13 protein-coding genes and 1 tRNA gene are annotated in these 12486 nt (G+C 58.2%); 5 read left to right on the top strand and 9 right to left on the bottom strand.

All coding sequences use genetic code 11. The features are described from left to right. Nucleotides 1-51: 51 nt before the first annotated feature. Nucleotides 52-2013 carry a bifunctional 2',3'-cyclic-nucleotide 2'-phosphodiesterase/3'-nucleotidase gene (locus QZ517_RS11115; protein ID WP_294226671.1) on the bottom strand — a complete coding sequence of 654 codons (1962 nt, stop codon included), beginning with the start codon at nucleotides 2011-2013 and terminating at the stop codon, nucleotides 52-54. Between the two features lie 316 nt (nucleotides 2014-2329). Here QZ517_RS11115 and QZ517_RS11110 point away from each other — a divergent pair, with 316 nt between their 5' ends. Next, nucleotides 2330-2506 carry a hypothetical protein gene (locus QZ517_RS11110; RefSeq protein ID WP_283426951.1) on the top strand — a complete coding sequence of 59 codons (177 nt, stop codon included), beginning with the start codon at nucleotides 2330-2332 and terminating at the stop codon, nucleotides 2504-2506. A 39-nt stretch (nucleotides 2507-2545) separates the two neighbouring features. On the opposite strand, the gene QZ517_RS11105 is transcribed toward QZ517_RS11110, so the two are convergent. The 8 genes from QZ517_RS11105 to fabI form a co-directional block, all read right to left on the bottom strand. Beyond that, the gene (locus QZ517_RS11105; RefSeq protein ID WP_294226669.1) at nucleotides 2546-2932 is read right to left on the bottom strand and encodes a VOC family protein; all 387 of its coding nucleotides are present in this window, start codon (nucleotides 2930-2932) and stop codon (nucleotides 2546-2548) included. After that, nucleotides 2929-4440 (bottom strand): anthranilate synthase component I, encoded by a 1512-nt coding sequence (gene trpE / locus QZ517_RS11100; protein ID WP_294226667.1) that lies wholly within the window; start codon nucleotides 4438-4440, stop codon nucleotides 2929-2931. Before trpE ends, QZ517_RS11105 begins: the two co-directional genes overlap by 4 nt. 15 nt (nucleotides 4441-4455) lie before the next feature. Further along, nucleotides 4456-6297, bottom strand: a complete 1842-nt coding sequence (locus QZ517_RS11095) for a peptidylprolyl isomerase (RefSeq protein ID WP_294226666.1) — start codon at nucleotides 6295-6297, stop codon at nucleotides 4456-4458. Nucleotides 6298-6404: 107 nt separating this feature from the next. Beyond that, nucleotides 6405-7580: an aminotransferase gene (locus QZ517_RS11090; RefSeq protein WP_294226664.1), complete on the bottom strand. Its 1176-nt coding sequence runs from the start codon at nucleotides 7578-7580 to the stop codon at nucleotides 6405-6407. A gap of 110 nt (nucleotides 7581-7690) precedes the next feature. Next, complete coding sequence (gene gpt / locus QZ517_RS11085; protein ID WP_294226662.1) at nucleotides 7691-8209, bottom strand: xanthine phosphoribosyltransferase; 519 nt, start codon at nucleotides 8207-8209, stop codon at nucleotides 7691-7693. A 73-nt stretch (nucleotides 8210-8282) separates the two neighbouring features. Continuing rightward, nucleotides 8283-9041 carry a murein L,D-transpeptidase family protein gene (locus tag QZ517_RS11080; protein WP_294226659.1) on the bottom strand — a complete coding sequence of 253 codons (759 nt, stop codon included), beginning with the start codon at nucleotides 9039-9041 and terminating at the stop codon, nucleotides 8283-8285. Nucleotides 9042-9055: 14 nt separating this feature from the next. Continuing rightward, nucleotides 9056-9670, bottom strand: coding sequence for a LysE family translocator (locus QZ517_RS11075; RefSeq protein ID WP_294226656.1), 615 nt, complete (start codon nucleotides 9668-9670; stop codon nucleotides 9056-9058). Then, nucleotides 9667-10485, bottom strand: coding sequence for an enoyl-ACP reductase FabI (gene fabI, locus QZ517_RS11070; protein ID WP_294226653.1), 819 nt, complete (start codon nucleotides 10483-10485; stop codon nucleotides 9667-9669). The genes QZ517_RS11075 and fabI overlap by 4 nt, the downstream gene beginning before the upstream one ends. A 124-nt stretch (nucleotides 10486-10609) precedes the next feature. Between fabI and pdxH the strand changes: the two genes are divergently transcribed. From pdxH to QZ517_RS11050, 4 genes are all read left to right on the top strand, one after another. Further along, nucleotides 10610-11215 (top strand): pyridoxamine 5'-phosphate oxidase, encoded by a 606-nt coding sequence (gene pdxH, locus QZ517_RS11065; protein WP_294226650.1) that lies wholly within the window; start codon nucleotides 10610-10612, stop codon nucleotides 11213-11215. Between the two features lie 96 nt (nucleotides 11216-11311). Then, nucleotides 11312-11869: a cold-shock protein gene (locus QZ517_RS11060; RefSeq protein ID WP_294226648.1), complete on the top strand. Its 558-nt coding sequence runs from the start codon at nucleotides 11312-11314 to the stop codon at nucleotides 11867-11869. A 59-nt stretch (nucleotides 11870-11928) separates the two neighbouring features. After that, nucleotides 11929-12363 (top strand): DUF192 domain-containing protein, encoded by a 435-nt coding sequence (locus tag QZ517_RS11055; protein ID WP_294226645.1) that lies wholly within the window; start codon nucleotides 11929-11931, stop codon nucleotides 12361-12363. 46 nt (nucleotides 12364-12409) lie between these two features. Further along, a tRNA-Pro gene (locus QZ517_RS11050) sits at nucleotides 12410-12486 on the top strand.

The following is a 12486-nucleotide window of genomic DNA, read 5'->3' as shown; positions in this document are numbered from 1 at the left end:
ACAAAAAAGGGCCGGAGAAAGCTCCGGCCCTTTGTCTTTGTTCTGCGACGCTTACAGCTGAATACGGAAGCGTGCGAAGCCGTCGGGGCCTTCTCCTGCGGCCTCGATGGAGACGCCGTCCACGCTGTCACTGTAATCCGCAGCCTTGGGGCCTGTGTCAAACAGTACCGAGGTGCCCGGCAGGGGGGCAAAGGTCCAGTTGGCGTCTGCGCGCGGGCTGATGGTGCCTTTTTCCACAATGTAGCGCACGATCACGTCGCGGTTGGTGTCCGGGCCTTCAAAAACAATGGTGTCGCCCATAGCGCCTGGGAATTTGCCGCCGCCGCCCGCACGGTAGTTGTTGGTGGCGATGATGAAGTCGGCATTCATGTCCAATGGCTTGCCGTCAAACATCAAGTTCACGATGCGGTTGGCATCGGCGTTGATCAGATTGCCCTTTGGATCAAACTTGGACGGTTGTGAAAGGTCGATCTGGTAGGTGACCCCGTCCATAACGTCGAAATTGTATGACGGGAAGTCCGGGTTCAGCAGCACTTGATCCGCTTTGCCTGCTTCCACTTGATTGAAGATGCCAGCGGAGCGTTCGAGCCAGTCTTTGACCTCTTGGCCACTCACCTTCACCGCGCGGGCGGTGTTGGGGTAGAGGTATAGGTCCGATACGTTTTTGATCGCCACGTCGCCTTTGGCCACGTCGGTATAGTATTCAGGACCGCCACGACCACCAGCCTTGAAGGGGGCTGCTGCAGACAGAATAGGCAGGCCTTCGTATTCGGTGCCTTTCATCATCTCGGCGATGTACCAGCTTTGGGCAATCGACACGATCTGCACGGATGGATCATCCGCGACCAGTGCGAAATAGCTGTGCAGAGGGGCGTCTGTCTTACCCACAGCGCGGCGCACGTAGGCCAATGTGGCGTCGTGTTCGGCTTGAACACTGGCCAAGACGTCAGGCTGATCTTCCACCAAGGCCGTGATCGAGCGGTCTTCGTTGCGCTTAGAAATTGGACGGGCTTCAGTGCTGTGGCTGACAATTTTCCACTCGTTGCCGGAGCGCTCCAGCATCAGGTCAATCAGGCCGAGGTGAGAGCCCCAGAAGCCGCCCATGGCGGCGGGCTTGCCCATCAGGGTGCCGTTGGCCACATCTACACCTGCCATGCCATCGTAGGCGGAGGAGGGGAACACGCGATGGTGGTGGCCGGTCAATACGGCATCGATGCCGTCAATAGCCGCTAGAGGCACGGAGGCATTTTCCATACCGTCGCTGTGGTCTGCCGCGCCAATGCCGGAGTGTGAGAGCGCGATGATCAGGTCGCAGCCCTGTTCTTTCATCACCGGCACATAAGCTTTGGCGGTATCGACGATGTCACGCGCCATGACATTGCCTTCCAGATGGCGGCGGTCCCAATTCATAACTTGTGGCGGCACAAAGCCGATCAGGCCAACTTTGATCGGGTGGGTTTTGCCAGCGCCGTCGGTGATCTCGCGGTCGAGGATCACGTAGGGTTTGATCAGGGTTTTGTCTTTGGTTGGGCTGCCACCTTCTTCCAAAGCGACGTTGGCGCAGATCACAGGGAAGTCGGCGCCTGCAAGGGATTTCATCAGGAAATCGAGACCGTAGTTGAATTCGTGATTGCCCAATGTAGATGCGTCAAAGCCCACCGTGTTCATCGCCGTGATGACTGGGTGCATGTCGCCTTCTTTCATGCCGCGCTCATAGGCGATGTAGTCCCCCATCGGGTTGCCCTGAAGGAAATCACCGTTGTCGATCAACATCGAGTTGGTGGCCTCAGCCCGGATGGCTTTTACATGAGACGCTGTGCGAGAGAGACCAACTGTGTCGCGTGGTTTGTCTGCGTAATAGTCGTATGGGAAGACGTGCACGTGCAGGTCGGTGGTTTCCATGATCCGCAGGTGTGCCTGATTGGTGGCGGCGTTGGCGGAGAACGGATGCAGGGCAATGAAGCCTGCCGTAGAGGCCAAAAAATGGCGCCGAGATAAGGTGAATTGAGACATGTTGAGCTCCCTAAGTTTTAAAAAATACGTCGCCTCGCGTGACCCGATACGAATCAAACTGACGATCTTTCTTGCTATGTGATTGCTCAGTGTAACGTTGGTTTGACCGTTTGGACAAACTTTTGCGTCCTGCACTTGAGTGCCTAAGGCGTGGGGGAGGAGAAGCGATTACAACCGGAACAGAGTTGGCGGCGCTGGTCTTTAGGCAGAACGGTTTGGAAATACGCTGTTTGGGCTGGTCATTTTTCAGCGTGTTGTTAGGCTGATGGCGCAAAGCAAGGCGTGATTCCGCGCTCTGCAAATGGGGAAGATGGCGATGAAACATGTGCCCAAAGAGACCACCGACGAAGATCTGATCCAGCAGTACTTGGACAAAGGCGGTAAAGTCAGCAAAGGCAAAACCAAGCCGATGGCCTATGATATGGGGATCAGCAAGAACACCTGGGGCAACAAATTGTCCAAGGAAGAAAAGATTGCGAAGAAGATAAAATAGGCCGCCACTGAGGCGGCTTTTTTGTTGGGGACTACGCGGTTAGGGCGCCGGGCTGGCGATCCACCAGGTGTTGCCGCTGGGATCGATGACGCCCGCCATGTGCTCGCCGTGGGGGCGCAGGTTTGGCGTCATAATCGAAGTCGCGCCAAGCTGTAATGCGCGGTCGTAGGTTGCGGCTGCATCCGCGACTTGGATGTGCATTTGGGAGGCGTTTGCCGGGTAGGTGTCTGTCGCTTGGTTGAGCATCAGCACCGAGGAGCCAATTCGGAGGCGGGCATGTTGGATCACGCCACTGTCGTATCGGTCTTCTTTGATAATCTCAGCGTGAAAGACGGTTTGCGCAAAGTGGATGAACACTTCGGCGTCCGGCACCGTGAAATAGGGCGTCACGGTGCCAAGAGGTGCGGTGTCGCGATCGTCGCTCACGAGTTTCCGTTGCCAGTGAACCGCGCGGCGTCGGCGGCAGCGCGGCGGATGGCGTTGGATTTGTGCACGGTCTCCATGTATTCCGCTTCCGGGTCGCTGTCATAGACAACACCGCCGCCGGCCTGAATGTAGAGCTTTTGGTCTTTCACAATCGCCGTGCGGAGCGCGATACAGATGTCCATGTCGCCACCGGAGCTGAAGTAGCCCACACCGCCGCCATAGATGCCGCGTTTTTCCGGCTCCAGCTCGTCGATAATTTCCATCGCGCGCACTTTTGGCGCGCCGGAAACGGTGCCAGCGGGCATGCCTGCAAAGAAGGCATCCAGCGCGTCTTTGTCCTCAGACAGTTCGCCCACGACGTTGGAGACGATGTGCATCACGTGGCTGTAACGCTCGATGATGAATTTCTCGGTTGGGCGCACGGTACCGATCTTGGAAACGCGGCCTGTATCATTCCGGCCCAGGTCCAAGAGCATGAGGTGCTCGGCAAGTTCTTTCTTGTCCGCCAGCAGATCCTCTTCGAGGGCTTTGTCCTGCTCAGGAGTTTCACCGCGCGGGCGGGTGCCTGCGATGGGTCGGATGGTGACTTCGTCACCAAAGACCCGCACGAGGATTTCCGGGCTTGCGCCGACCACCTGAAAGCCACCGAAGTTGAAATAGAACATAAACGGTGACGGATTGGTGCGGCGCAGCGAGCGGTAGAGCGCAAAGGGTGGCTGCGGGAAGTCCTGTGTCCAGCGTTGCGCGGGCACCACTTGGAAGATGTCGCCTGCCTTGATGTACTCTTTGGCCTTCTCGACAGCAGCCAAGTAGCCGTCTTTGGTGAAGTTGGAGACCGGTGGCGACACTTCGTGCGCGTCGCCTAGATCGCGCGCGGCTTGCGGCATGGCGCGTTCGAGATCGCGCACCGCGTCCATCACGCGTTCGGCTGCCTGTGCATAAGCGGCGCGGGCGGACTGGCCGTCGCTGACCCAAGCAGGGCTCACCACGGTGACCTCACCTTTCACACCGTCGAGTACGGCCACCACAGAAGGGCGCAGCATGCAGGCGTCGGGCAGGCCAAGCGGGTCCGGGTTGATGTTGGGCAGATGCTCCACAAGGCGGATCATGTCATAGCCCAGATAGCCAAACAGACCAGCGGAGGCCTGTGGCAGATCTTCGGGCAGGTTGATACGGCTTTCGGCGATCAAGGCCCGGAGGTTGGCAAGCGGGTCGCCCTCCTGAGCGGTAAAGCCGTCGGGATCAAACCGCGCGGTGCGGTTGATGCGGCTTTGTGTGCCGTGGGTTTGCCAGATCAGATCGGGCTTCATGCCAATGATGGAATACCGTCCACGCACTTCGCCACCGGTCACAGACTCCAGCATAAAGGCGTCTTTGTGCGCGCCGGTCAGCTTGAGCATGAGAGACACCGGAGTGTCGAGGTCGGCGGCGAGCCGCGTGTACACTACCTGATTTTCACCGGCCTCATAGGCTTTGGCAAAATCTTCAAACGAGGGAGTCAGGTCCACCTTGGCGGCCTTTCTTTACTGGAAGTTCACGTGCACCGCGTTCAGTGCCTGCTGGTTGATCTGAGTCGGGTACATGGTTTGCAACGCCTGTGCGTAGGCGGCAAAAACGTCCTGAGAGATGCCGCTAGACAGCTGCGCGGTGATTGCGGCCTTCAGCGATGTGATCTCTGGGTCATCGGTAGCCGGGGCTTCGATGGCGTTCAAGCGTACGACAATCAGACCTTCTGGGCTGTCCAAGGTGCGCAGCTCGCCCACTTCCATCTCAAAGACCTCGGTCAGGAACTGTGGTGGGGTGTTTGGCACAAATGCGGCGCGGTCCATATCAACCTCTTCGTTGGCGGTGAAGCCAAAAGAAGTGAAGCTGGTGCCGTCGTTCAGGCGTGGCGTTAGCGTTTCGATCAGACCTTTGAGCGCTTCGGTGGTGCGCTCGGCAGTGATGGCTGAAGCGGCGTCTTCGGCAACATCTTCCAAGGGCGCAGGCTGGCTTGGGGTTTCGCCTTCCAGACGCAGGGCAAAGATGCCGCCGTCCTCAAGCACTTCAATCTGCGGGAAGTCGTCCAAGGTTACTGCGGAGGCCACAGCGCGGAAGCTTTCGTAACCGGCGAGGTCATCCTCAGATGCCGGGTGCCAGTTGAGGACGCCTAGCTCCATGTCGGTTTCTTCAACCAGCTCTTCCAGCGTGGCACCACCGGCAAGCAAGTCGTCAATATTGCCGATCTGGGTGTCGATCAGGCGGCGGGAGCGCTCTGCAGCAAGTTCTTCACGCAGCAGGTCTTTGGCTTCATCAAAGGAGGTGGACTGTGCGCCAAGAATGCCGTTCACGCGGAACAAGGAGGGGCCAAGCGTGGAGGGGGCAGGGCCCGCGATGCCGTTGGCTGGTGCAAGGAACACCGCTTCGCCAGCTTCGCCAAGCTGCGCTTTGGTCACGTCGCCCAGATCCACATCAGACAACGACAGGCCGCGGCCTTCGACCAGGCTGGTGAATGTGGCGGTGCCAGCGGAGATCTGCTCTATCGCGGCTTGCGCGGCAGCGTCATCAGCAAAGGCCAGACGCTCGACCAGACGGCGCTCCGGACGGTTAAACTCGCTGTCACGGTCGTCATAGAGCTTCTGCAGGGCGGCTTCATCCACTTCGACCTGATCGATGATCATTTCAGGCGACAGCCAAGCATAGGTGATCTGACGGGTGGCGGGCAGCATGAAGCGGTCTTCGTTGTCGTTGTAGAAGGCTTCAACTTCCGCCTCGGTTGGGGCTGCGACAGCGGTGGTCAGGTTGTCACCGGTCAGTTGGGACCAGGTGAAGTCACGCTCTTCGGCAACAAATTCAATCACGGTGTCAGCGTAGATGTCTGGCATCACGAGGCCGGAGACCACGGCGCCTTGCAGCAGGGAGCGCACGGTGTCTTCGCGCACGCTGTCCTCAAACTCGGATTCGTTCATGCCGGCCTGATCGATGGCAAAGGCATAAGCGTCGCGGTCAAAAGAGCCGTCCAAACCTTGGAAAGACGGGATGTTCCTCAACTCTTGAGCGAGGTTCTCGTCGCCAATGGAGATGCCGAGGCGCTTGTTTTCAGCGTCCAGTGAGCGGGTTGTGGACAGGCGGGACAAAACCATGCGGTCGATGCCAAAAGCTTGGGCTTGGGCAAAAGGCAAAGACTGGCCCGTTTGGGCCTCAAGGGCGCGCAGCTCCTCTTGCAGGGCGCGGGCGTAGTCGTCGACCGAAATGTCTTCGTCGCCAACAGTGCCGACGGAGCGCACAGTGCCTGTCAGGCTGGTGGCACCAAAACCGCCTAAGCCTAGTATGAGCAGACCCATGAGAATCCAGACCGCTGTTTTGGAGGTTTTGCTCTGCGCCATGTCCGATGTCCGCCCTGTAATCGTTCAAGTTTCTTCTGCGAAGGTCTACGCGGTTGGGGCAGGGGGGGCAAGCATGATTGGCCTGTCCCGCCTGTGTTGTGTATGCGTCAGGCTTTGACCGTGGCGAGACGGGCAAAAAGATCGCCAATTCCGGCCCGGTCGACGTTGGCAAAGGCGATGCGCAGGGTGTCCTTGCCCGCCTGATCACCTGCGGGGGTGAACATGGTGCCGGGCAGGGTCAGGATGCCGTGGCTTTGCACCAGTTGCTGCGCCAATTGGTCGGACGGCAGGTCAAACGGATGCTTCATATAGGCGAAGTAGGCGCCAGCACCTTGCAGCTCCCAGCCCTGGTTGGTGATCTGTGGCAAGTTGTCAGAGATAGCGGCGCGGCGGTCGAGGATTTCGGCGCGTTCGCCGGCCAACCATTGGCTGAGGTTCTGCATGCCCCAGAGCGCGGCGTGTTGCCCAAGCTGATTGGGACAGATGGTGACGGTGTCGAGGAATTTCTCGGCTTCCGCCAGTAGCGCCTCGCTGCTCACCATCGCGCCAACCCGGTGGCCGGTGAGGCGGTAGGCTTTGGAAAAAGAATAGAGTTGCACCAATGTGTCCTGCCAGTCTGGGTCGCCAAAAAGGTCATGTGGTGCGCCGGTACGGCTGTCAAAGTCGCGGTAGGTTTCATCCACAATCAGGCGGATGCCGCGGGACTTGGCAAGCTCATACATGGCGCGCACAAGCTCTGCTGGATACTCGACGCCGCCGGGGTTGTTGGGTGTAACCAAGACAATGGCGCGCGTGCGCTCTGTGATCAGGGCGGCGGCGTGCTCTGGATCTGGCAGGAGGTGGGCGTCGGTGGGCAGGGGCACAGCGGTGACGCCCTGCATATCGAGCCACATTTTGTGATTGAAGTACCACGGCGTCGGCAGAATGACCTCATCGCCTTCGCCAGCGATGGCAGTGAGGGTGGCGCAGAAGGCTTGGTTGCAGCCGGAGGTGATGGCGACTTGCGCAGGGGCGATCTCGCCCGCGTAGGCGGCGGACCATTGCGCGGCGACTTCGGCGCGCAACTCGGGCAGACCCAATACTGGGCCGTAGAGGTGGGCCTCCGGCTTGGTGAGCGCGGTGTCTGCGATGTGTTGCAGGAGGGGGGCCGGTGGTGCGGCGACAGGGGCGGCCTGGCTGACGTTGATCAGCGGACGTTCAGGCGGGAAGGTCACGCCATCGAGCCAACGGCGGGCTTCCATCACGGGTGGGGCAAAGGTGGCGGCGGTGCGGGTGAGGATCATTTGGTCAGTCTCTCAGGCAAAAGCGGGCAAAAGAAAACCGCAGCGAGGCGCCTCGCTGCGGTCCGAAAAATGCGGTTTGTGACGTGGGGCAGGCCCACCAACCGGTGCGATCAATCGGTGCCGCGATAAGGCTCGACGTATTGCAACGCCATGTCCCATGGGAAGAAAATCCAGGTGTCCTGGCTCACGCCGGTGATGAAGGTGTCCACCATCGGCTCGCCTGCAGGTTTGGCATAAACCGTGGCGAAGTGGGCCTTGGGGTACAGCTTGCGCACCAGTTCGAGGGTTTTACCGGAATCGACAAGATCGTCCACGATCAGGATGCCTTCGCCGTCGCCCATCAGCTCTGCGTCAGGGCTTTTGAGAACCTGCGCTTCGCGCTGCTTGTCCTGGGCACCACCACCGGAATAGTAAGATTTCACCGAAATGGTATCGACGGTGCGGATGTCGAGTTCACGGCTGACGATCATCGCCGGGGCCATGCCGCCACGGGTGATGGCAACCACGGCTTTCCAAGCGCCGTCATTGGGGCCTTTGCCGTCGAGACGCCATGCGAGAGCGCGGCTGTCGCGGTGGATTTGATCCCAGCTGATGTGGAAGCCTTTTTCGTGTGGCAGACGCTCGCTCATGTGGACTCACCCCTTTGTCGCAGATTTCAGCCGTTCTAACAGAACCGAAAGGCGGCGCAAACTGTTTGCGTGGCTACCAAGCTGTGACGAGGTATTTACCCCCGTCCACCGTGATGAGTGGCGGACGGTTTGTTTCGGCAAAGGCGTGGTACGCAGGGGCGAGTTGTTGCCAGAAGGATTCCCACTGGTGGCCGGAGGCCATGGCCATGCGTTGAGGCGTTGGGCGGAACGGGAAGGCGTGAACGGGGACGGCTGATTGTCCACCTTTGAGGGCGGCTTCGACGGCGACGTAAATTTCTTCAATCGCGGGATCGGTCATCGCGTAGCAGCCCACAGAGACGCAGTCGCCGTGCACCATTAGGAAGCTGCCGGAGCGGTCATGGGTACGGTCAAAACGGTTGGGAAATCCGAGGTTGAAGGACAGGTGGTAGCTGCTGTTGGGGTTCAGTGCAGATTTGCTAACCGTGTAGAACCCTTCGGGCGATTGGCGGTCGCCTTCCTTGAGTTTGGGGCCAAGGCCACCAGAATGGTTGCAGATGGGGTAGGTTTTGAAGAGGGCGTAAGTGTCGGCTGGGGTTTGCACCCAGAGTTCCAGCTCACGTTCTTCTTTGAATATGCGGATGTAGACCGGGGCGCCGAGGGTGCTGTTGTGTTTGGCAAAGCCTGCGCTCAGCACAGGGGTTTGACGGGCGCGCACAACGGCGATGTCATCGCGCGGCCAGATGGCCTCTTTAATTGGGGGCGGAATGTAATGTGGGCGGTAGAGTGCGAATATCCCCAAGGCGCTCGCGATGCAGAGCAAAAAGAAGAGAGCCTTGAGGAATTTGCGCATGATCGGAGCGCGGCCTAGGTGGCTGCGATCTTGATACCCAGAGCCGCGAGCAGACCACCAAAGACTCGGTCAATCAGGTGCTTCAGGCCAATGTAGATTTTACGGGTGCGTTCCAGCGAAAAAAGGCGTGCCACGCAGGTGTTCCATAAGAGTTCTACCAAGAAAATCGCCAACAACAGCAGTGCCAATGACAGCGGCGTTGCGTCGGTTGGCACCGTGCCGACAAAGACCGCGCCAAAGAACACAGCCGGCTTTGGGTTGGCGAGTTGGGTCCAGAGGCCTAGGCGCAGCGCTGCCCAAGGTGTGGTTGGGCCGACGCCAGTATCGTTTTCTTCCAATGGCTCATCGGCCGCGCGCCACATTTTAAACGCGGTCCAGATCAGGAAGGCTGCGCCACCAAATTTCAATACGGTCAGCAGGAAAGGCGCGTACTCAAACAGCAGCGCAAGGCCAAAGAGGGCGGAAGCAGCCCAGAAGACCGCACCAAGGCCGATGCCCACAGACAAGGCTGCGCCGGTCTTGAGGCCCTGTTGCAAACCCACACGGGCGGCCTTGAGCACGGCGGGTCCGGGGCTGACGGCAGCCATCAGGCAAAGGGAGACGGCAGCGATAAAGGCGGCGAGGCTCATTTGCGGCCCACAACGGCGTCGATGTCCGGTGCATCCACCGCTTTCATGCCCACAACGTGGTAGCCCGCGTCGACGTGCAGGTTTTCACCGGTCACGCCGCTGCCGAGATCAGACAACAGGTAAAGTGCGGAGTTGCCGACGTCTTCGATGCTGACATTGCGACGCAGAGGGGAGTTCAACTCGTTCCATTTCAGGATGTAGCGGAAATCCCCGATGCCGGAGGCGGCCAGGGTTTTGATAGGGCCAGCCGAGATTGCATTGACGCGGATGCCGTCTTTGCCAAGGTCTTCAGCAAGGTATTTCACGGAAGCTTCCAGCGCCGCCTTTGCTACGCCCATGACATTATAGTGTGGCATGACCTGCTCGGCGCCATAATACGTGAGGGTCAGGGCAGAGCCACCATCCGTCATCAGTTTTTCCGCGCGCTGCATCACGGCGGTGAACGAATAAACGGAGATGTCCATGGTCATCAGGAAATTGTCTTTGGACGTTTCCACGTAGCGACCGCGCAACTCGTTTTTGTCCGAAAAGCCAATGGCATGAACGATGAAGTCGATCTTACCCCATTTCTCTTCGATCTCGGCAAATGCCGCACTAAGAGAGGCTGGGTCAGAGACATCACAGTCGATCAGCGTGTCGACGTTGAGCTGTTCCGCCAGCGGGACCACACGTTTTTTGAAAGCGTCGCCCATATAAGAGAATGCCAGTTCGGCGCCAGCGTCGGCGCAGGCCTTGGCAATGCCCCAGGCAATAGACTTGTCGTTGGCAAGCCCCATAATCAGACCGCGTTTGCCTGCCATGAGTTGATTTGACATCCGGTGAACTCCGTCCCACTTGGTTATGCGTGACGTTTAGGCGATTGACCCTGTCGCATCAAGGTCTTCGCCGGATAGGAATAGAGCTAGCCTACGTAGCTAGGTGAGTGAGTTGGAGGCAGGGATGAGCGAGAGAACCGAGATTTTTGCGGGAGATGACCCGTTTGAGATTGCGCGGAAGTGGTTGGCTGATGCTGAGAAGAGTGAACCAAATGACGCCAATGCGATTGCGCTTTCCACTGTGGATGCAGAGGGAATGCCAAACTCGCGCATGGTGTTGCTCAAGGATATCGAGGACGCAGCGTTTGTGTTCTACACAAATTACGGCAGTGCAAAAGCACAAGAACTGGACGGGGCCGGCAAGGCGTCTTTTGTGATGCACTGGAAATCTTTGCGTCGCCAGATTCGGGTCAGAGGACACGTTAAGCGGGAAGACGGTCCTCAAGCAGATGCATATTTTGAGTCGCGAAGTTTGAAGAGTAAGCTTGGTGCCTGGGCGTCTGAGCAGTCTCAACCGCTCAATTCGCGGACTGAATTGATGACAAAAGTGGCAAAAATAACAGCCACGCATGGAACCCATCCAAAGCGACCACCCTTTTGGGGGGGGTATCGGCTTATTCCTGCCGAAATCGAATTTTGGGCGGATGGGGCGTTTCGGTTACATGATCGGTTCCGTTGGACCCGCGAAACACCTGAAAAACCGTGGGAAATTCAGCGTCTTAACCCTTAATTAGTTAAAAACTTTAGTGGCAAGCGCATGAAAAGCATGGAAATTTTGCGCTTGCCGAAGTCGTCATGATGCAGCACAGTCACGCAGATCATGGGGATGATACAAACTAAGGTTGAGGCATTGAGTACTCTAGAAAATGACGTCACGCAGGTGATGGGCGTGGTGAAATGGTTCGATCCTGTCAAAGGTTTCGGATTCATAATTTCAGACGACGGTGGGCCGGATATTTTGTTGCACGCAAATGTGTTGCGCAATTTCGGTCAAAGCTCGGTTGCGGATGGCTCCGTAATCGATGTGTCCGTGCAGGTGACACAACGTGGCGCACAGGCCGTGGAAGTGTTGAAGATCGAAGCGCCAGAAACGGAGGCGCCGGTGGCGCTGTCCGATTTTGAGGGCATGGATCTGGACGACATTCGCGCGACGCCGCTTGAACCGGCGCGGGTGAAGTGGTTCGACAAAGGCAAGGGCTTTGGCTTTGCCAATGTGTTTGGCCGTCCGGAAGATATTTTCCTGCATATCGAAGTGTTGCGCCGCTCGGGTCTGTCTGACCTGCAGCCAGGCGAGGCCTTGGCGCTGCGTGTGATCGACGGTAAACGTGGTCGCATGGCAACCGAGGTATTGGCGTGGGAAAACGCGGTTTTGGAAAACGACTAACACTCTCTGGCGCGGGTCGAGCGACCGGCGCTGGAGTTTTTGGGTTGGTGGCAGGGGTCATGATCTCCTTGCCCGCCCAAGCAGAAGACGCCTGCAGCGACGACAGCTTGCTGATACGCGGCGACTTTGGACAGGCGCGATTCTCCGTAGAAGTGGCAGACACAGAGGCCGAGCGGGCGCAGGGATTGATGAATCGCTCCCATATGCCGAGCAGTGCAGGCATGCTTTTTATCTATGAAACCACACGGTCCGCGTCTTTCTGGATGCGGAACACGTTGATTCCCCTCGATATGCTGTTTGCGGACGAGCACGGGGTGATCCAACACATCCACAGTAATGCTATTCCATTGGATGAAACGCCAGTTTTTGGCGGAGACGCGGTACGCTATGTGTTGGAAATCAATGGCGGATTGGCGGAGGCCATGGGCATTTCTGTGGGCAGCCAAATGCGCCACAAAGAATTTTTACAAGAAATTGCAAACTGGCGTTGTTAGGGGGTTTTCATTCCCGAACAGTGGGGGTAAACCCTGCCTCACAAGTCGGGGCGTAGCGCAGCCTGGTAGCGCACCTGTTTTGGGTACAGGGGGTCGCAAGTTCGAATCTTGCCGTCCCGACCA

Source organism: uncultured Shimia sp. (genome assembly GCF_913054185.1).
In the GTDB taxonomy this organism is placed as follows: domain Bacteria; phylum Pseudomonadota; class Alphaproteobacteria; order Rhodobacterales; family Rhodobacteraceae; genus Shimia.
The sequence above is the reverse complement of the archived record's forward strand: the minus strand, read 5'-3'. Positions and strand labels throughout refer to the sequence as shown.

Excerpts from the sequence above, each read along its gene's own strand:
- QZ517_RS11115 (WP_294226671.1), bottom strand. The coding sequence starts at position 2,013 with ATGTCTCAATTCACCTTATCTCGGCGCCATTTTTTGGCCTCTACGGCA.
- QZ517_RS11110 (WP_283426951.1), top strand. The coding sequence starts at position 2,330 with ATGAAACATGTGCCCAAAGAGACCACCGACGAAGATCTGATCCAGCAG.
- QZ517_RS11095 (WP_294226666.1), bottom strand. The coding sequence starts at position 6,297 with ATGGCGCAGAGCAAAACCTCCAAAACAGCGGTCTGGATTCTCATGGGT.
- QZ517_RS11090 (WP_294226664.1), bottom strand. The coding sequence starts at position 7,580 with ATGATCCTCACCCGCACCGCCGCCACCTTTGCCCCACCCGTGATGGAA.
- gpt (WP_294226662.1), bottom strand. The coding sequence starts at position 8,209 with ATGAGCGAGCGTCTGCCACACGAAAAAGGCTTCCACATCAGCTGGGAT.
- QZ517_RS11080 (WP_294226659.1), bottom strand. The coding sequence starts at position 9,041 with ATGCGCAAATTCCTCAAGGCTCTCTTCTTTTTGCTCTGCATCGCGAGC.
- QZ517_RS11075 (WP_294226656.1), bottom strand. The coding sequence starts at position 9,670 with ATGAGCCTCGCCGCCTTTATCGCTGCCGTCTCCCTTTGCCTGATGGCT.
- fabI (WP_294226653.1), bottom strand. The coding sequence starts at position 10,485 with ATGTCAAATCAACTCATGGCAGGCAAACGCGGTCTGATTATGGGGCTT.
- pdxH (WP_294226650.1), top strand. The coding sequence starts at position 10,610 with ATGAGCGAGAGAACCGAGATTTTTGCGGGAGATGACCCGTTTGAGATT.
- QZ517_RS11060 (WP_294226648.1), top strand. The coding sequence starts at position 11,312 with ATGATACAAACTAAGGTTGAGGCATTGAGTACTCTAGAAAATGACGTC.
- QZ517_RS11055 (WP_294226645.1), top strand. The coding sequence starts at position 11,929 with ATGATCTCCTTGCCCGCCCAAGCAGAAGACGCCTGCAGCGACGACAGC.